Source organism: Sphingomonas sp. (assembly GCF_004799495.1).
In the GTDB taxonomy this organism is placed as follows: domain Bacteria; phylum Pseudomonadota; class Alphaproteobacteria; order Sphingomonadales; family Sphingomonadaceae; genus Sphingomonas.
In genome coordinates, this window is record NZ_SSMY01000003.1 from 1 (window position 1) to 17,008 (window position 17,008).

18 protein-coding genes are annotated in these 17,008 nt (G+C 67.5%); 8 read left to right on the forward strand and 10 right to left on the reverse strand.

All coding sequences use genetic code 11. The features are described 5' to 3' along the window. Positions 1 to 137: acyl-CoA dehydrogenase family protein (locus E7773_RS03490; protein WP_293988376.1), on the reverse strand; the 137-nt coding region annotated here is incomplete at its 3' end. Between the two features lie 99 nt (positions 138 to 236). Between E7773_RS03490 and E7773_RS03495 the strand changes: the two genes are divergently transcribed. From E7773_RS03495 to E7773_RS03515, 5 genes are all read left to right on the forward strand, one after another. After that, positions 237 to 1,241 carry a fumarylacetoacetate hydrolase family protein gene (locus E7773_RS03495; RefSeq protein WP_293988248.1) on the forward strand — a complete coding sequence of 335 codons (1,005 nt, stop codon included), beginning with the start codon at positions 237 to 239 and terminating at the stop codon, positions 1,239 to 1,241. Between the two features lie 84 nt (positions 1,242 to 1,325). After that, complete coding sequence (locus E7773_RS03500; RefSeq protein WP_293988250.1) at positions 1,326 to 2,612, forward strand: 3-methyl-2-oxobutanoate dehydrogenase (2-methylpropanoyl-transferring) subunit alpha; 1,287 nt, start codon at positions 1,326 to 1,328, stop codon at positions 2,610 to 2,612. Positions 2,613 to 2,665: 53 nt separating this feature from the next. Further along, positions 2,666 to 3,670, forward strand: coding sequence for an alpha-ketoacid dehydrogenase subunit beta (locus E7773_RS03505; RefSeq protein WP_293988378.1), 1,005 nt, complete (start codon positions 2,666 to 2,668; stop codon positions 3,668 to 3,670). A 106-nt stretch (positions 3,671 to 3,776) separates the two neighbouring features. Beyond that, positions 3,777 to 5,159 (forward strand): dihydrolipoamide acetyltransferase family protein, encoded by a 1,383-nt coding sequence (locus E7773_RS03510; protein ID WP_293988252.1) that lies wholly within the window; start codon positions 3,777 to 3,779, stop codon positions 5,157 to 5,159. A gap of 175 nt (positions 5,160 to 5,334) precedes the next feature. Beyond that, positions 5,335 to 6,138 carry an EF-hand domain-containing protein gene (locus E7773_RS03515; RefSeq protein ID WP_293988255.1) on the forward strand — a complete coding sequence of 268 codons (804 nt, stop codon included), beginning with the start codon at positions 5,335 to 5,337 and terminating at the stop codon, positions 6,136 to 6,138. Here the strand turns inward: E7773_RS03515 and E7773_RS03520 are convergent, their stop codons facing one another. Next, positions 6,139 to 7,119: a hypothetical protein gene (locus tag E7773_RS03520; RefSeq protein ID WP_293988258.1), complete on the reverse strand. Its 981-nt coding sequence runs from the start codon at positions 7,117 to 7,119 to the stop codon at positions 6,139 to 6,141. 120 nt (positions 7,120 to 7,239) lie between these two features. Between E7773_RS03520 and E7773_RS03525 the strand changes: the two genes are divergently transcribed. From E7773_RS03525 to E7773_RS03535, 3 genes are read left to right on the forward strand one after another with little or no spacing between them, the layout of a single operon-like run. Further along, on the forward strand, positions 7,240 to 7,560 hold the full coding sequence (locus E7773_RS03525; protein ID WP_293988259.1) for a metalloregulator ArsR/SmtB family transcription factor: 321 nt from the start codon (positions 7,240 to 7,242) through the stop codon (positions 7,558 to 7,560). Beyond that, the gene (locus E7773_RS03530) at positions 7,557 to 7,991 is read left to right on the forward strand and encodes an SRPBCC domain-containing protein (RefSeq protein ID WP_293988261.1); all 435 of its coding nucleotides are present in this window, start codon (positions 7,557 to 7,559) and stop codon (positions 7,989 to 7,991) included. The genes E7773_RS03525 and E7773_RS03530 overlap by 4 nt, the downstream gene beginning before the upstream one ends. 2 nt (positions 7,992 to 7,993) lie before the next feature. Continuing rightward, positions 7,994 to 8,518, forward strand: a complete 525-nt coding sequence (locus E7773_RS03535) for an SRPBCC family protein (protein ID WP_293988263.1) — start codon at positions 7,994 to 7,996, stop codon at positions 8,516 to 8,518. Here the strand turns inward: E7773_RS03535 and E7773_RS03540 are convergent. The 8 genes from E7773_RS03540 to ugpC are packed head-to-tail and all read right to left on the reverse strand — an operon-like array spanning position 8,510 to position 16,979. Next, entirely contained in the window at positions 8,510 to 9,853 is a 1,344-nt protein-coding gene (locus E7773_RS03540; RefSeq protein ID WP_293988265.1) for a GH1 family beta-glucosidase, read from the reverse strand. The two genes, E7773_RS03535 and E7773_RS03540, sit on opposite strands and share 9 nt — an antisense overlap. Continuing rightward, positions 9,850 to 10,629 carry a PHB depolymerase family esterase gene (locus tag E7773_RS03545; RefSeq protein ID WP_293988267.1) on the reverse strand — a complete coding sequence of 260 codons (780 nt, stop codon included), beginning with the start codon at positions 10,627 to 10,629 and terminating at the stop codon, positions 9,850 to 9,852. Before E7773_RS03545 ends, E7773_RS03540 begins: the two co-directional genes overlap by 4 nt. Next, positions 10,626 to 11,441, reverse strand: a complete 816-nt coding sequence (locus E7773_RS03550; protein ID WP_293988381.1) for a carbohydrate ABC transporter permease — start codon at positions 11,439 to 11,441, stop codon at positions 10,626 to 10,628. The genes E7773_RS03545 and E7773_RS03550 overlap by 4 nt, the downstream gene beginning before the upstream one ends. Beyond that, positions 11,438 to 12,313: a sugar ABC transporter permease gene (locus E7773_RS03555; RefSeq protein WP_293988270.1), complete on the reverse strand. Its 876-nt coding sequence runs from the start codon at positions 12,311 to 12,313 to the stop codon at positions 11,438 to 11,440. Before E7773_RS03555 ends, E7773_RS03550 begins: the two co-directional genes overlap by 4 nt. Continuing rightward, positions 12,310 to 13,569 (reverse strand): sugar ABC transporter substrate-binding protein, encoded by a 1,260-nt coding sequence (locus tag E7773_RS03560; RefSeq protein WP_293988272.1) that lies wholly within the window; start codon positions 13,567 to 13,569, stop codon positions 12,310 to 12,312. Before E7773_RS03560 ends, E7773_RS03555 begins: the two co-directional genes overlap by 4 nt. Further along, positions 13,557 to 14,939 carry a glucoamylase family protein gene (locus tag E7773_RS03565; protein ID WP_293988274.1) on the reverse strand — a complete coding sequence of 461 codons (1,383 nt, stop codon included), beginning with the start codon at positions 14,937 to 14,939 and terminating at the stop codon, positions 13,557 to 13,559. The genes E7773_RS03560 and E7773_RS03565 overlap by 13 nt, the downstream gene beginning before the upstream one ends. Next, the gene (locus tag E7773_RS03570) at positions 14,932 to 15,912 is read right to left on the reverse strand and encodes a LacI family DNA-binding transcriptional regulator (RefSeq protein WP_293988276.1); all 981 of its coding nucleotides are present in this window, start codon (positions 15,910 to 15,912) and stop codon (positions 14,932 to 14,934) included. The genes E7773_RS03565 and E7773_RS03570 overlap by 8 nt, the downstream gene beginning before the upstream one ends. Further along, entirely contained in the window at positions 15,909 to 16,979 is a 1,071-nt protein-coding gene (ugpC, locus tag E7773_RS03575) for a sn-glycerol-3-phosphate ABC transporter ATP-binding protein UgpC (protein WP_293988278.1), read from the reverse strand. Before ugpC ends, E7773_RS03570 begins: the two co-directional genes overlap by 4 nt. Positions 16,980 to 17,008 lie beyond the last annotated feature (29 nt).

Sequence of the window (17,008 nt, forward strand, 5' to 3'; positions counted from 1 at the left end):
TTGGGTACAAGGCGGTTCTTCTCCCAGTCGCCCACATTGGGCACGCCTTCCTTTTGCAGGAAACTGCGAACGGTCTGGCGGAAGGCCTCGTGATCCTCGTTATAGGCGAAGCGGCCGGGCACGCTGTCGGGGGTCATATCAGTCCTCTCCTGCAACCTTTCGGTCGGTGTGGCGGGCAAGCGGGCGGCTGGTCAATCCCCCGTCGGTGCGGCTAGGGAGGGGCAAAAGGAGTCCGCATGAAACTCGCCAGCCTGAAGCACGGACGCGATGGGAAGCTCGTCGTCGTATCGGACGACCTTGCCTGGTACGCCGACGCCGGGCACATCGCGCCGACGCTGCAAGCCGCGCTCGACGACTGGGACCATCTGCTCCCCGACCTGATCGTGCTGGCGACCGATGTGCGCAACCAGGCGATCCCGCTCGAGCGGTTCCACGAGCATGACGCGGCCTCGCCCTTGCCGCGCGCCTACCAATGGGCCGACGGGTCGGCGTACGTGAACCATGTCGCGCTGGTGCGGCAGGCGCGCAATGCCGAGATGCCCGAAAGCTTCTGGCACGATCCGCTGATGTATCAGGGCGGGTCGGACGGGTTCCTCGGCCCGCGCGACCCGATCCCGCTCGCCGACGAGGCGTGGGGCTGCGACCTTGAGGCCGAGGTCGTGGTGGTGACCGGCGACGTGCCATTGGGCGCGACGCGCGAGCAAGCGCTGGACGCGATCCTGCTGGTCGGGCTGACCAACGACGTGTCGTTGCGCAACCTCATTCCCGGCGAGCTCGCCAAAGGATTCGGTTTCTTCCAGTCCAAGCCCGCCAGCGCCTTCTCCCCGGTGTTCGTGACGCCAGACGCGCTCGGCGACTGGTGGCAGGACGGCAAGCTCCACCGCAAGCTGATGGTCGATTTGAACGGCCAGCCGTTCGGCCGCGCCGAGGCGGCGGAGGACATGACGTTCGACTTCGGCACGCTCGTCGCGCACGCCGCGAAGACGCGCAAGCTCGGCGCGGGGACGATCGTCGGATCGGGCACCGTGTCGAACCGCGACGCCGCGGGCGGGCCAGGCAAGCCGATCGCCGAGGGCGGGGTCGGCTATTCGTGCCTCGCCGAAATCCGCACGATCGAGACGATAGAAGGCGGCAAGCCGGTCACGCCGTTCCTCAAGGCCGGCGATACCGTCCGCATCTGGGCGGAGGACGACAGGCACCATCCGATCTTCGGGGTGATCGAGCAGACGGTGGGCGGGTGACTCGCCAACCCGCTTGAAATTAAATAACAAGGGGACCATCGCGGCGCCCAAGCGTTACGCTATCGAGTCGAACCCGGAGAGAGCATGGCCAGCGACACGCGCGCCAACCTGAAACCTTTGTCGCTCCACGTCCCCGAACCCAAGTTCCGGCCAGGCGACGCGGTCGATTTCACGGCGGTCGATATTCCCGCGGCGGGCGCGGCGCGGCGCCCCGATATCGCGGACGACCCGAAGAGCTTCACCGACCTGGCCTATTCGATGGTCCGCGTGCTCGACGAGGACAACCGGGCGGTGGGCCCATGGGACCCCAAGCTCAGCCCCGACACGCTGCGCAAGATGCTCCGCAACATGGCGCTGGTGCGCGCGTTCGACGAACGCATGTTCCGCGCGCAGCGGCAGGGCAAGACCAGCTTCTACATGAAATCGCTCGGCGAAGAGGCGGTGTCGATCGGCGCCGCCGCCGCGCTCGCCGACGACGACATGTGCTTCCCTTCGTACCGCCAGCAAGGCGTGCTGATCTCGCGCGGGTGCCCGCTCGAAGACATGATGAACCAGATCTATTCGAACGCGGGCGACAAGCTGCAGGGCAAGCAGCTGCCGATCATGTATTCCGAGCGGCGCTTCTCGTTCTTCTCGATCTCGGGCAACCTGACGACGCAATATCCGCAGGCAGTCGGCTGGGCGATGGCGAGCGCGTCGAAGGGTGACACGCGGATCGCGGCGACGTGGTGCGGCGAAGGATCGACCGCGGAGGGCGACTTCCACTCGGCGCTGACCTTCGCCACGGTTTATCGCGCGCCGGTGATCTTCAACGTCGTCAACAACCAATGGGCGATCAGCTCGTTCTCCGGGTTCGCCGGCGCGGAGGCGACCACGTTCGCGGCGCGTGGCGTGGGCTATGGGATCGCGGGCCTGCGGGTCGACGGCAACGACGCGCTCGCGGTCTATGCCGCGACCCAATGGGCGGCGGAGCGCGCGCGGACCAACCAGGGCCCGACGCTGATCGAGCATTTCACCTATCGTGCCGAGGGGCACTCGACCTCCGACGATCCGACGCAATATCGCAGCGCGGGCGAGCCGACCGCCTGGCCGCTCGGCGACCCCATCGTGCGGCTCAAGAACCATCTGATCGCGCTCGGCGAATGGGACGAGGAGCGCCACGCGGCGCAGGATCTCGAACTGGCCGAGCAGGTCAAGACCGCGCAGAAGGCGGCGGAGAAGAACGGCATCCTGGGCCATGGCCTCCACCAGCCGCTCGACACGTTGTTCGACGGGGTGTTCGAGGAAATGCCGTGGCATTTGCGCGAGCAGCGCCAGATGATGCTGGACGAGGAAGAAGCGAGCGGACGGCCATGGGCGCGCAAGAAATGAGCGACGTGATCGACACCGAAGCAAGCGCCAACGACGCCGGCGGCACCACGCGCATGAACATGATCCAGGCGATCAACTCCGCGCTCGACGTAATGATGGCGCGCGACCCCGACGTGATCGTGATGGGCGAGGATGTCGGCTATTTCGGCGGCGTGTTCCGCGCCACCGCGGGGCTGCAGGCGAAGCATGGCAAGACGCGCGTGTTCGACACGCCGATCACCGAATGCGGGATCGTCGGCGTCGCGGTCGGGATGGGCGCGTACGGCCTGCGCCCGGTCCCTGAGATCCAATTCGCCGATTACATCTACCCCGCGCTCGACCAGCTGGTCAGCGAGGCGGCGCGGCTGCGTTACCGCTCGGCGGGCGAGTTCATCGCGCCGCTGACGATCCGCGCGCCCTATGGCGGCGGCATCTTCGGCGGGCAGACGCACTCGCAAAGCCCCGAGGGCATCTTCACGCACATTTCGGGCGTGAAGACGGTGATCCCCGCGACGCCGTACGATGCCAAGGGGCTGCTGATCGCGGCGATCGAGGACAATGACCCGGTCATCTTCTTCGAGCCCAAGCGCATCTACAACGGCCCGTTCAACGGCCATTGGGACCGCCCCGCGGAAAATTGGTCGAAGCACCCCGGCGGCGAGGTGCCCGAGGGATATTACAAGGTGCCGCTGGGCAAGGCGGACGTGGTGCGGAGCGGCGAGGCGCTGACGATCCTGTGCTACGGCACGATGGTCCATGTCTGCCAGAAGGTCGCTGAGGAAGCCGAGGTCGATGCCGAGATCCTCGACCTGCGCACACTCGTCCCGCTTGACATCGACGCGATCGAGGCATCGGTTGCCAAGACCGGGCGCTGCATGATCGTCCACGAAGCGACGCGCACCAGCGGGTTCGGCGCCGAGCTGTCGGCGCTGGTCCAGGAGCGCTGCTTCTATCACCTCGAAGCGCCGATCGAGCGCGTCACCGGGTTCGACACGCCGTACCCGCACAGCCTCGAATGGGCATATTTTCCCGGCCCCGTCCGCATCGGACAGGCGCTCAAGAAGATCATGAAGGACTGACGATGATGTCCGCTCCTCCCCCGTTCGTTTCGAGCGAAGTCGAGAAACGGGTTTCGGTATCATGCCAGCGTGTCTCGACTTCGCTCGACACGAAAGGAGTTTTTTGATGGCTCGTTTCGAATTCCGCTTGCCCGACATTGGCGAAGGCATTGCCGAGGCCGAGATCGTCGCGTGGCACGTCAAGGTCGGCGACACGGTTAGCGAGGACCAGAGCCTCGCCGACATGATGACCGACAAGGCGACGGTCGAGATGGAATCGCCGGTCGCGGGCACGGTGATCGAGCTCGCGGGCGAGGTCGGCGACCAGGTGCCGATCGGATCGACCCTGGTGGTGATCGAGGTCGAGGGCGATGCGGCGATCGCGCCGTCGGAGGAAACCGTCGCCGATGTCGCGCCGGGTGAATTGCCCGCGAAGGACGAGGTCGAGGAAACCGTCGAGGCGGAAAACCCGGGCGTCGCCGACGCCGAGGGCAAGACGCCGGCGTATGAAAAAGAAATCCTCCCCGGGACGGGGAGGGGGACCGCCAGCGAAGCTGGTGGTGGAGGGGGATCGCCTGATAGCGATTCGCTCGCGGCCCGCCCCCTCCACCATCCTGCGGATGGTCCCCCTCCCCGTCCCGGGGAGGAATTAAAGGTCCTCGCCTCGCCCGCCGTGCGCCAGCGCGCGAAGGAACTCGGCATCGACCTCGCCTCGGTGAAGGCCGAGGGCGACCGGTTGCGGCATTCGGACCTCGACGCCTTCCTGCGCTACGGCTCGGGCCAGGGCTATCACGCGCCGCACGCCTCGCGCGCGCGCGACGACGAGGCGATCAAGGTCATCGGCATGCGTCGCAAGATTGCCGAGAACATGGCGGCGTCGAAGCGCAGCATCCCGCACTTCACCTATGTCGACGAGATCGACGTGACGAGCCTCGAGGACATGCGCGCCGACCTCAATGGCAATCGTGGGCAGCGGCCCAAGCTCACGATGCTGCCGCTGCTGATCGTCGCGATCTGCCGCTCGCTGCCCGAGTTCCCCATGCTCAATGCGCGTTACGACGACGAAGCGGGCGTGGTGACGCGGCACGGCCGCGTGCATCTCGGCATGGCGGCGCAGACCGATGCCGGGCTCACCGTCCCCGTCATCCGCGACGCGCAGGACAAGAATGTGTGGCAGCTCGCGAGCGAGATTTCGCGGCTGGCTGAAGCGGCGCGCGCTGGCAAGCTCAAGCCCGACGAGATGGGTGGCGGCACGATCACCGTGACCAGCCTCGGCCCGCTCGGCGGGATCGCGACGACGCCGGTCATCAACCGCCCCGAAGTCGCGATCATCGGGCCTAACAAGATCGTCGAGCGCCCGGTGTTCGACGGCGACGAGATCCGCCGCGCCAAATGCATGAACCTGTCGATCAGCTGCGACCACCGCGTCGTCGACGGCTGGGACGCGGCGAGCTACGTCCAGGCGCTCAAGAAATATCTCGAGACGCCGGTTTTGCTGTTTGCGGACTGACGTCCGAGCGGCACCAGCCCGCTCCCCCGCCCGACCGCCCATAGAATATCCTGACTTGGCGGTCGGGCGGGGGAGCGGGCCGGTGCCGTAATCCGCGTGAGCGGATCAAATGCTCCGACACATTTGTGCGACAAAGCCGGCCTAGCGCTCTGCCAGTAGCGGTGGAGTGCGGGCGATGTTGGCGGCGATACTGAGCGTGGCGTTGATGGCGGCGGCGCAGGACAAGCCGCCGCTCGCGGGCACGCTCCCGCCGATGCCACCGCCCTTGCCGCGCGAGGAGCCGCGGTCGCACAACAAGCTGTTCATCAGCCCGATGGGCGAGCCGTTCCGCGGGCCCGACCCGGTGCGGATGTGGTTCGACGGCGCCGACACCGACCATGACGAATCGATTAGCGCCAACGAATTCGTCGCCGACGCGATGCGCTTCTTCGCGGTGCTCGACCGCGGCAAGGACGGTGAGATCGATCCCGACGACATCGAATATTACGAAACCGTGCTAGCCCCCGAAATCCGCACCGGTGGCGAGGGCGCGGGACCGATGCACGGTGCGCGCAGCGGCGGGGGTAATGGCAGCGGTCGTCGTGGCGGCGGGGGCGGCGGTGGTCGCCGTGGCGGCGGAGGCGGTGGCGGCGGTCCGGGCGGGATGTCGTTCGGCAACGGCGGCAGCGGCGAAGCGAAAACGCCGCGCTACGCCGACACCAAGCGCGGCGCCGCGCGCTATTCGTTCTTCGACTATCCCGAGCCGGTCGTCGTCGCCGACACCAATTTCAACCGCGGGGTCGACCCGCAGGAATTCCGCGCCGCCGCGCTCGACCGGTTCGCGATGCTGGACAAGAACCATGACGGGCGGATCACGCGCGGCGAGCTGCCCAGGATCGACCCGCCGATCGATGAGTACCGTCCCCGGCGTGGCGGGCTCGGGCGCCGGCCGGGCATGGGCGGCCAACGGCCCGACGGCGACGATTCTTCGGAGGAGTGATCAGAGCCGCGTGTTGCCGTCGACGAAACCCGATTCGCGCATCCGCTCGTCCTGTCGCGCCGCGATCGTCTGCGCTTCGCGGATCAGGTCGTTCCACGCGGCGATCCGGCGGTCGAACGCGGCGAGGTCGGACCGCGACGTGAACATGAACATGGTCCCCATCGGCTTCCAGTGCCGCGCCGCCAGCAAGGTGCAGAGCGGCCCGGCCTGATCGAACAGGCTGTGCGTCACGCGATTGGTTTCGTGCATGTCGGCGCTGCCCGAGCCGAGCGAATCGTCGAACCCCTTGAGGAGCGAGTCGCGCATTGCGGGGTCCTTGACGATCCCGCCGAGCCGCGTGCGGAACGCCGCGATCTTGGCCATGAACGCGCGATCCATCTCGTCGATCCGCGGCGCGTTGCGCGCAAAACGGCCGCAATCGCGCACCAGGTCGGGCTCGCGCTCGATCGCGCTGGCATTGGCCAGACGATCGAGCCCCAGCCCGCGCGCCATGTCTTCGCGCTTGTGGCGCTCGGCGATCGCCTGGCGAAAGAAATCCATCGTCGCCGCGGTGATCGGTCCGCCTTTGACCCCGGGCGGTAGCACCGGCTCGCCTTGACCGTTAATCCGGATCAGCCGCACGGTACGCGCATCGGCTTGGGTCCCCGCCGCGTCGATCGCCAACACGACCACCACCGCCATCAACGCGACACCGGCCATGGCGCCCCCGGCCGCGACGTTCCAGCCGAGTGTCGCGTGGCGCAGCGTCAGGAACCAGGCCCCCGCGAACACGAGCGCCGCGACCAGCATCGCCCCACTGAGCACTGCGACGATATGTCCCATCACGTCGATCGTCAGGAAGTTGAACACCACAATCGCGACGAGGACGATCGCACCCGACCCGGCCAGCGTCGCGACCAGCGGAAAACCGTCGGGGCGCGTCAGGTCGCGTTCCCAATCCTCCAACGGGTTGCCGTCATCGTCCCACGCCGTCGCCGCCATCGCCACCCCCTAACTCGCTGCAACCCCGCCCCTTTGTGTCGCGCGGCGGGAATTTGGGCAAGAGCGGCAATATTCAACTGACAGGTTGACAATTGCGACTGGCGGACATAATTAAACCATATGGTTGAAAGACTCGACACGACCTTCGCCGCATTAGCCGATCCGACGCGCCGCGCGATGCTCGCCAGCCTCGCCGCCGGCGAGCGTTCGGTGGGCGAACTCGCCGCTCCCTTCGCGATGAGCTTCGCTGGGGCGGCCAAACATGTCGGCGTGCTCGAACGTGCCGGGCTGGTCGAACGCCGCAAGGCGGGGCGCCAGCAACTATGCCGGTTGAAGGCCGACCGGCTGGCCGAGGCCGATGCGTGGCTGCGGCAATGGGAAAAGATGTGGAGCATCAGCCTCGACCGGCTCGAAGCGCTGCTCGCGGAGGACGAGGCATGAGCGCGATCCTGACCGTCACGCGCGATTTCGCGGCACCGGCCGAACGCGTGTTCGACGCCTGGCTCGACCCGGCGCAGGCGCGGCATTTCCTGTTCAGGACGCCCGACGGCGAGATGCTCACGTGCGAGATCGACGCGCGCGTGGGCGGCGAAGCAGTGATCGTCGAGCGGCGCGGCGGCAAGGATGCGCTGCACCGGCTGCGCTACGAAACCATCGAGCGGCCGCGCCGCCTCGTCTTCCAGTTCCGGGCGTGCATGGTGGGCGAGGTCGACGAGGGCGAATGGACTCGCGTCACGGTCGCTATCCAACCGCAGGGCGCGGGATCGCGGCTGACGCTAACGCATGAGGGCGTGTGGACGGATTACGAGGACCGCACGCGCGCAGGCTGGACGATGATCCTCGGCAACCTCGCGACAACGACGGAGCAATGACGATGGCCGACACCGACACGATCACGCCGGCGAAACTGGTCTTCGTCCGCGACCTCGACGCGCCGGTCGAGACGGTGTGGCGCTATTTGGTCGAACCCGAGCTGCGCGCGCGCTGGTTCATGGGCGGCGCCACCGAACCGCGCGTCGGCGGCAAGTTCGGGCTGACCTTCGACCATGCCGCGTTGTCCGACGGCGACGTGCCGACGCCCGAACGCTATGTCGCGAACGTCGGCAAAGCGTGGTTCGAGACGATCGAGACGATCGATCCACCGCACCGTCTCGCGTTCAGCTGGGACGGCGGCAAGGCGGGGAGCGTGCTGTTCGAACTCGGGCCGCTCGATGGTGGGCGCACGCGGCTGACGCTCACGCACAGCGGGCTGCGCGGCGCCGACGATGCGCGCAACTTCGGCGGCGGCTGGGGGTCGCATCTCGCGGTGCTGCAACGCCGTCTGGCGGGCCGGCCAGTCGAGAATTTCTGGGCGCTTCACGCCGAAGCCGAAGCGCAGGCGAAGGCGGCGCTAGTCTAGGCAGGCGCCGTTGGTCGCGATCACTTCGCGGTACAATCTGGCCGAATCCTTCAGCGTGCGTTGCTGCGTCGCGAAATTGACGTGGACGATCCCGAAGCGCTTCGAATAGCCGAGCGACCATTCGAGATTGTCGAACAGCGACCACAGCATATAGCCCTTGACGTTGGCGCCCCGTTCGATCGCCTCGCCGACCGCGGCGATGTGCTGGCGCAGGTACGAGACGCGCAAGGGGTCCTCGACGCGGCCCTGCTCGGCGACCGGGGGGTCGAAGAAGGCGGCGCCGTTTTCGGTGACGTAGATCGCCGGGTCGCCGTACAGCTCCTTCACCCATAGCAGGACATCGGTCAGTCCCTGCGGGAACACCTCCCAACCGGTGGTGGTGTAGGTGGCGAGCGGCTGCTTCACCATGCCGGCGTTGAGCGGCCAGCTGTCGTCGGCGCGCGTTACGTTGCGCGTATAGTAGTTGACCCCGACGAAATCGATCTTCTGCCTGGCCAGCGCGAGGTCATCGGCCGACCAGTCGGTCCATGCCTCGCCGAAGATCGTGGCGAGCTCCGCCGGGCAGGTCCCGTGGATCGCGGGGTCGAGATACTGGCGGTTCATGTAAGCATTGGCGCGTGCCAGCGCAGCCGTGTCCTCGGGCGAGCCCGACGCGGGATATTTGGGCTCGAGGTTCACGACGAGGCCGATCTCGTGGCGCCCGACCTCGCGATACGCTTTCACTGCGGCACCGTGCGCGCGCATCAGGTTGCGGCTGGCGATCGGCGCTTCGAACACGTTCTTGTGCCCCGGCGCGAGCGCGCCGTGGAGGTAGCCGCCGTCGGTGATCACCCATGGCTCGTTGAGCGTCACCCATTTCTTCACGCGTCCGTCGAGCCGGTCGAACATCACGCGGGCGTAATCGGCGAACCAGTCCGCGCTGTCGCGGTTGAGCCAGCCGCCGCGGTCGTCGAGCGCGGCGGGCAAGTCCCAATGGTAGAGCGTGCACAGCGGCTCGATTCCGTTCGCCAGCAACGTGTCGACCAGCCGCTCGTAGAAATCGAGCCCCGCCGCGTTCACCTTCCCGGTCCCGTCGGGCAGCACGCGACCCCATGCCACGGAGAAGCGATAGGCCTGCAGTCCCAATTCCTTCATCAGCGCGACATCGTCGGCCATGCGGTTGTAATGGTCGCACGCGACGTCGCCCGTATCGCCCTTCGCCGCCATCAGTCGCGGATCGTGGCTGAAGCGCTGCCAGATCGACGCCCCCGCACCGTCGGCGAGCGGCGAGCCTTCGATCTGATACGCCGCGGTGGCGCATCCCCACAGGAAATCGTCGGGGAACGGGCTGGTCATTTCTTGGCTTTCCTGGTTGGAGCGGGATCCGGGGCGGGCACCGCGCGGCGCTGATCGAGCAGCCAGCGCCACATGGCGGGATCGTCGTACGCGGGTTCCCACGATCCATGGGTCATGCGCGGGTACACGGTCATCATCGGGCGGACCGAGCCCTTGCAGGCGTCGATCGCGTGGACGATCGCGAAGCCCTTCAGCGGATCGACGACATCGTCCTGGTCACCGTGGAACGCCCAGATCGGTAGGTCCTTGAGGGCGCACGGGTCGTGGCTGGTGTCCTCGCTATTGGCGGCGACGGGGGCGATCGCGGCGAACAGGTCGGGGTGCTTGAACGCCCAGTCCCATGTCGCATAACCGCCGAGGCTAAGTCCGGTGAGATAGATCCGCGCCGGGTCGATCCGATAGGTCCTGCGCACCGCCGCGAGCAGCGCGTCGAGCTTTGCCGTGTCCCACCGGCTGCCGTCGTCGCCGACCTCGAGCTGCGGAGAGACGAGGAAATAGGGCGACCCGGGGTGTTGCATGATGACCTTGGGCGGGCCGTTCTTCTTGACCACCTCGATATCGGTCCCGCGCTCGCCCGATCCGTGGAGGAAGATGACGAGCGGCCAGCGCTCGGTCGTGTCGGCGCCGTACCCCTTGGGTACGAACACCAGATACGGGTACCCGCCCGCCGGCGCGGGCTGCGCGGTCTGGACGCCCTCCGGCAGCGTCGGCGCGGGCGGCGCCTTGGTCGTGGCGACGCTTGCCAGCGCGGCTAGAGCCATCATAAACCTCTTCATCCCTTGACGCTCCCCGCCATCAGCCCGGCGATGTAGTAACGTTGCAACGCGAGAAAGAGCAGCAGCACGGGGAGCAAGGTCACCACGCTCCCCGCCATCATCAGCTCGACATCCTGGACGTGCTCGCGGCTCAGGTTGGCGAGCGCCACCGGCAGCGTGTACTTGCGTCCGTCGTTGAGGATGATCAGCGGCCACAGGAAATCGGACCAGCTCCCCAGGAAACTGAACGTCGCCAGCGTCGCGAGGATCGGCTTGAGCGTCGGCAGAACGATCGAGCGGAAGATGCGCCCCTCGCTCGCCCCGTCGATCCGCGCCGCCTCGAGCATTTCGTCGGGGATCGACAGCGCGTATTGCCGGACGAGGAAGATGCCGAACACGCTCGCGATCGAGGGGATCAGCACCCCGGCGAAGCTGTCGACCACGCCGAGCGCTTTGCAGATCAGGAACAGCGGAATCATCGCGACCTGCGCCGGGATCACGAGCGCGGTCAGGAGCAGGCGGAAGATGCGGTCGCGCCCGGCAAACCGCAGCTTGGCGAAGGCGTACCCCGCCATCACGTTGAAGGTCAGCGACATCGCCGTCGCGAGCGTCGCAAGCACCAGGCTGTTGACGAGGTAGCGCGCCATGTCGGTGTCGGCGAACAAGCCGGTGAAATTGGCGAAGGTCGGGTGCGGGGGGAGGAGCGGCGGCGGGAAGGTCGACGCCTCGCCCGACGCCATCAGGCTGACCGACACCATCCACGCGAGCGGCGCCAGCGCGAAGAGCGCGATCAGCCACAACGCGGCGTTGGTGAGGAGCCCGCCGCGCCTCATCGCGTCCACCGCTCGGACAGCCGTAGCTGGAGCATGGTCAGCGCGAACAGGATCGCGAACAGCACGAACGCGACCGCAGATGCGAACCCCAGGTTCCACCATTTGAAGCCCTGGTCGTACATGAAATAGAGGATGCTGACGGTGCTCTCCGCGGGCCCGCCCTGCGTCATCACATAGGGCTCAGCGAACAGCTGGAAATAGCCCGCCATGGTAAGGATCGACACCACCAGCAGCACCGGCGCGAGACCGGGCAGGGTGATGTGCCGCAGCCGCTGCCACGCGCTCGCGCCGTCGATCCGCGCGGCCTCATGGAGTTCTTCGGGGATCGTCTGCAGTCCCGCGAGCAGGATGATCATGTTGTACCCGAAATTCTTCCACACCGCGAACAGCACGATCGCCGGCATCGACCATTTGGGGTCGCCGAGCCAGTCGACCGGGCCGATGCCGATCAGCCCAAGCACCCAGTTCACCAGCCCGTATTTGGTGTGGAGCAAATACCGCCAGATCACCGCGACCGCGACGAGCGTCGTCACCACCGGCGCGAAATAGGCGGTGCGCAGGAACCCCTTGAACCGCGCGAGCTTGCTGTCGAGCAGGAGTGCTGCGGCGAGCGACATCGCGATCGACAGCGGCACGCCGAGCAATACGAACCATGCGGTGTTGCCGAGCGCTTTCCAGAACAGCGGGGTGCGTAAGAGCTGGAGGTAATTGTCGAGCCCGACGAAGCGCAAATTGCCGAGGTCGGCGACGGCGTAGATGTCGAAATCGGTGAAGCTCAGGATCAGCGCGGCGATCACCGGCAGGAAGAAGAACAGCGCGAGCGCGATGAGCGCCGGCGCGACGAACCCCCAGGCGGCGGCTTCGCGGTTCATGACCGCCCCCGCGATAGCATCCAGCGGCGCTTGGCGAGGATCTCGTCGGCGCGCTTGTCGAGCTCGTCGGACGCCTGCTCGGCGGTCAATTGCCCGCGCGCGGCCTTTTCGCCGACGATCTTGATCTCGTCACCGATCCGCTCCCATTCGGGCACCTTGGGCGTCGCGCGCACGCGCGTCAGTTGCTCGCCGAACGCCTTGGCATAGGGGTCGTTGGCGAGCGCGGGGGTCGCCCACACGCTCTTCCGTGGCGGCAAGTCGCCGGTCAGATCGTGGAAGCGGACCTGTACGTCGGGGCGCGAGAAATACGCGACGAGCTTCCACGCGGCGTCCTTCTTCGCCGACGATTTGAACACGACCAGGCTCGATCCGCCCGCGTTCGACACGCCCGGCCCGTCGGGACCCGGCATCGGCGCGGTCATCCATTCGGCCTGGTGATCGGCGGGCAGGCGGCGCTTGAACTCGCCGATCTGCCACGGGCCGGTGATGTAGAAGCTGAAGAAGCCGCGGTCGAATTCGTCCCAGACGCTGGCGATCTCGGTATTGGCGGCGACCGGCGCGAGCCCGCCCTGCATCAGCCCGAGATAGAAGCCGAGCGCCTTGCGGAAGCCGGGGCTGCGGAAATTGGCGCGCACGCCGTCGGTTACCATCGGATGGGGCGATTGCAGCCCGAGGATTTCGAGCGGCTCATATTCGTTGAGCGGCAAGAAGACGGCGTATTTGCTCGGCCCGACGAGGTGCTTGATCGCGGCCATCTGGCGCTGCCATTCGGCCCAGTCGCGCGGCGGATGGTCGAACCCGGCCTTGGTCAGCAGATCGCGGCGGTAGAACAGCAGCCGCGTGTCGACGTACCACGGCACGCCGTAGAGCTTCCCGTCGATCACGTTCGAATCCCAGATGCCCGGGAAGTAATCGCCGCGCGGGATCGCAGGCGTCGCGGCGACGCGCGCGTCGAGCGGTTCGAGCGCGCCCAGCGCGGCGAACTCCGGCACCCAGCTGTTCCCGAGCTGCGCGAGATCAGGCATCGCGTCGCCGACGAACCCGGTCAGCAATTTCTCGTGCGCGGCGGTGAAGGGAAGTTGCTGGACGCGGACCGTGACGCCGGGATTCTCGCGCTCGAACTGCGGGATCAGGTCGCCGATCACCTCGCCCTCGCGGCCCATCGCCCAGACGTCGAGCACGGTCTTGCCGGGCGCGGCGGTGCAGCTGCCGAGTAGGAGTAGCACGAGGGCGGCGAGCAGCCTCATCCGAGCCATCCGCCGGTGAATCCGGCGCGTTGCAAGCCGGCCCTGACCGCCGGCGACTGGCGCATGTATTTCCAGATCAGGCCGCTGCGATGGTTCTCGATCATCGCGACGATCGGCCCCTGGTCGAGACCGAGATAGTCGCTGTCGACCCAGCCCGCCGTCTCAGTCACGCGCCCATGCTGAACGGGCACGTCGCGCGCGGTGAAGCTGGGATTGAACGAATCGAAGAAACCATACTGGCCGTAGATTGCGCTGCCATAGCGCGCATAGAGCGCGCGCGTGGCCGGCTCGACGATCTCGGGCGCAAAGGGCAGCGAGGCGACCGCCGCCGTCGGCGCGATCGTGCCGTCGTCGAGCCCATCGGGGAGTCCGACCGGCCCGCGCGCGGCATAGCCGTAGAATTGCCGGCCGCCGATCGTGACATCGGCGGGGCCGTCGCACGGGCACAGCCCCCAGATGTCTTCTGAATAACCGGTCCATTTGCCGGGGTTGGCGATGGCATAGGCGCGCTGGGCATAGGTCGCGCGGCGGCTGTTCTCGAAATAATCGAACCCGGCGTCGCGCATCGGCTTGTCGCGGATGCCGCGCAGGTCGATCCAGCATTGCGTGTATTGGTGTGCCATGTGCGGCCCGAACGCGAGGTGACGGTCCTTGCCCACACCGCGCCAGCTGTCGGGATAGGTCGAACACCAGGCATCGTACGCGTCGCGGCCGAGCGCGAGATCGGGGGCGCCGAGCGCGAGGATGTAGAGAATCTGCCCCTCGGTATAGCCGAACCACGGACGCTCGATGAACCCGCTCTCCGGGTGCCAGCCCATCGACACACGCTTATCGGCCTTCTGGAACCAGCGCCAGTCGCAGCGCGCGTAGATGCGGTGCGCGAGGTCGCGGATCTCGGCTTCGTCGGAACGGTCGAAATATTGCGCGGCGAACAGCATCCCCGCCACCAGCAGCGCGGTGTCGATCGACGACAGTTCGCACTGGCGGAAGCGCAGGCCCGTCTCGACGTCGATGAAATGGTAGAAGAAGCCCTTGTACCCGCTGACCCCGCTCGCTTGTGGTCCCTGTGGCGCGGTCCAGAAGAAGCGCAAGGTCGCCAGCGTCCGCTCGCGCGCTTGCGCCCGGGTGATCCAGCCGCGCTCGACCCCGACCGGATAGGCGGTCAGCGCGAAGCCCGTCGCGGCGATGCTCGAGAAGCTCGGGCTCGGCCAGCGGTCGGGCATCAGGCCGTTCGAGGGGTTGGCGCGATCCCAGAAGAACGCGAAGGTGCGGCGCTGGACGTCGCCGATCAGGTCGGTGGCCGGCGCTGCGTCGAGCATCACCGGCGCGCAGCCGCCGAGCGCCGCGGCGCCGAGCAGGAGTTGTCGGCGATCAAGCACGGCGGCTCGACGCGCGCACGATCAAGTGCGGCACCATCATTTCGGTCGACGGCGCGGCATCGGGACTTTCGGTCGCCGCGATCAGCCGCTCGACCGCGCGCTCGCCCAGTTCGGCCAGGTTGAGCGCCATCGTCGACAAGGCCGGCGTGACATATTGCGCGATCGGCACGCCGTCGAACCCGATGATCGCGACCTGGTCGGGCGCGCGCATCCCCCCTTCCGCCAGCGTCGCCATGCACGCCACCGCCATCATGTCGTTCGCCGCGAACACGCCGTCGACATCGCGATGATCGGCCAGGATTGCGCGGGCGGCGGCTATTCCCGCCGCTTCGGTGAAGTCGCCCCCGATGACGATCCCCGCGCCAGCGGTCGCTTCCTCGAACCCGGCGCGGCGCGCGTCGGCATCGGCATTGCCGCGCGGGCCGGCGACGTGTGCGATGTGGCGGCACCCTTGCGCCGCGAGGTGGGCCACCGCGTCGCGCGCGCCCGCCAGATTGTCGATCGCGATTGTCGGGTGCACGCCGTCGGCGGCGGCGTTCATGACGATCGTAGGGAGGCCCTTGGGGAGGCTGCGGCCGAGGAAATCGACATCGACTTGCGGCGACATCACGAGCAGCCCGTCGACTCGCCCGCGCATCGCGCGGATCGCCGCTTCGGTATCCTGGGGGCTGCCGTGCATGTTAGTGAGGAGCAGCTGCAGCCCGCGCTGGTGCGCCGCGTAATCGATCCCGCGGATGATCTCCGAAAAGAATTCGCCGAACAGATCGGGCAGCACCACGCCGATCGTGTTCGACCGCCCGCGCGACAGGCTCCGCGCGCCGAGATGCGGAACATAATCGAGCGCGCGCGCCGCGGCGAGCACGCGCTCGCGCGTCGCCGGGGTCACGTTGCTGTGGTTGTTGAGCGCGCGGCTCGCCGAGGCGACCGAAACGGCAGCGCGGCGCGCAACGTCGCGGATGGTGATCGTCGTCATGGCTGGCTCCCTTGCCGGATCGCGCGACCCTCGGCGTCGAACACCAACAACGCCTCGCGCGGCACCGACACGGTCAGCGCCTCTCCGGCCGGCCGCTCGGCGAACGACGCGACCAGCGGGTCGGCGATCCCCTCGACCGCGAGGTGGACGTGATGCGCCGACCCCAGCGATTCGATCATCCGCACCGCACCGGTCAGCGCGTTGTCCCCGCCGCCGAGCCGCACCTGTTCGGGCCGCACGCCGAGCGTCACCGTCGCGCCGACCGGCAGTGCGGCGCTTGCGGTCTCGATTTGCTGCCCGCCGGCGAGCCGCACCGTGCCGGGCCCGGTCACCGTCGCGGACAGCAGGTTCATGGTCGGCGCGCCGATGAAACCGGCGACGAACAGGGTGTCGGGCGTGTTATAGAGCGCGTCGGGCGTCCCGACCTGCTCGATCACCCCGCCGTTGAGCACGACGATCCGGTCGGCGAGCGTCATCGCCTCGACCTGATCGTGCGTCACGTAGATCATCGTCGTGCCGAGCGTCTGGTGCAGGCCGGCGAATTCGTAGCGCATCCGCACGCGCAACGCGGCGTCGAGGTTCGACAACGGCTCGTCGAACAGGAACACCTTGGGCTGGCGCACGATCGCGCGGCCGATCGCGACGCGCTGGCGCTGGCCGCCCGACAATTCCTTCGGCCGCCGGCCGAGCAGATGCTCGATGTCGAGCGTCTTCGCTGCCGCCGCGACCGCCTCGGCGACCTCCGCCTTGGGCCGCCCGGCGAGCTTGAGCGCAAACCCCATGTTCTCTGCGACACTCATGTGCGGGTACAGCGCGTAGGACTGGAACACCATCGCGATCCCGCGCTCCGACGGTGGCACATCGTCGACCACGCGCCCGTCGATCGCGATCGACCCGGAGGTCAGCGTCTCGAGCCCCGCGATGCTGCGCAACAGGGTGGACTTGCCGCAGCCCGACGGCCCGACGAACACGACGAATTCGCCGTCGGCGATGTCGAGGTCGACGCCTTTCAGCACCTCGACCGGCCCGAAACTCTTGGCCGCCTGTGTCAGGCGCACCGTTGCCATTTTCAGCGCTCTCCCATTGCCGGTCGCGC

Coding starts and splice junctions, on each gene's coding strand:
- E7773_RS03555 (WP_293988270.1), bottom strand. CDS start 12,313: ATGAACCGCGAAGCCGCCGCCTGGGGGTTCGTCGCGCCGGCGCTCATC.
- E7773_RS03515 (WP_293988255.1), top strand. CDS start 5,335: ATGTTGGCGGCGATACTGAGCGTGGCGTTGATGGCGGCGGCGCAGGAC.
- E7773_RS03540 (WP_293988265.1), bottom strand. CDS start 9,853: ATGACCAGCCCGTTCCCCGACGATTTCCTGTGGGGATGCGCCACCGCG.
- E7773_RS03520 (WP_293988258.1), bottom strand. CDS start 7,119: ATGGCGGCGACGGCGTGGGACGATGACGGCAACCCGTTGGAGGATTGG.
- E7773_RS03505 (WP_293988378.1), top strand. CDS start 2,666: ATGAACATGATCCAGGCGATCAACTCCGCGCTCGACGTAATGATGGCG.
- ugpC (WP_293988278.1), bottom strand. CDS start 16,979: ATGGCAACGGTGCGCCTGACACAGGCGGCCAAGAGTTTCGGGCCGGTC.
- E7773_RS03495 (WP_293988248.1), top strand. CDS start 237: ATGAAACTCGCCAGCCTGAAGCACGGACGCGATGGGAAGCTCGTCGTC.
- E7773_RS03550 (WP_293988381.1), bottom strand. CDS start 11,441: ATGAGGCGCGGCGGGCTCCTCACCAACGCCGCGTTGTGGCTGATCGCG.
- E7773_RS03560 (WP_293988272.1), bottom strand. CDS start 13,569: ATGGCTCGGATGAGGCTGCTCGCCGCCCTCGTGCTACTCCTACTCGGC.
- E7773_RS03500 (WP_293988250.1), top strand. CDS start 1,326: ATGGCCAGCGACACGCGCGCCAACCTGAAACCTTTGTCGCTCCACGTC.
- E7773_RS03510 (WP_293988252.1), top strand. CDS start 3,777: ATGGCTCGTTTCGAATTCCGCTTGCCCGACATTGGCGAAGGCATTGCC.
- E7773_RS03545 (WP_293988267.1), bottom strand. CDS start 10,629: ATGAAGAGGTTTATGATGGCTCTAGCCGCGCTGGCAAGCGTCGCCACG.
- E7773_RS03530 (WP_293988261.1), top strand. CDS start 7,557: ATGAGCGCGATCCTGACCGTCACGCGCGATTTCGCGGCACCGGCCGAA.
- E7773_RS03570 (WP_293988276.1), bottom strand. CDS start 15,912: ATGACGACGATCACCATCCGCGACGTTGCGCGCCGCGCTGCCGTTTCG.
- E7773_RS03525 (WP_293988259.1), top strand. CDS start 7,240: ATGGTTGAAAGACTCGACACGACCTTCGCCGCATTAGCCGATCCGACG.
- E7773_RS03535 (WP_293988263.1), top strand. CDS start 7,994: ATGGCCGACACCGACACGATCACGCCGGCGAAACTGGTCTTCGTCCGC.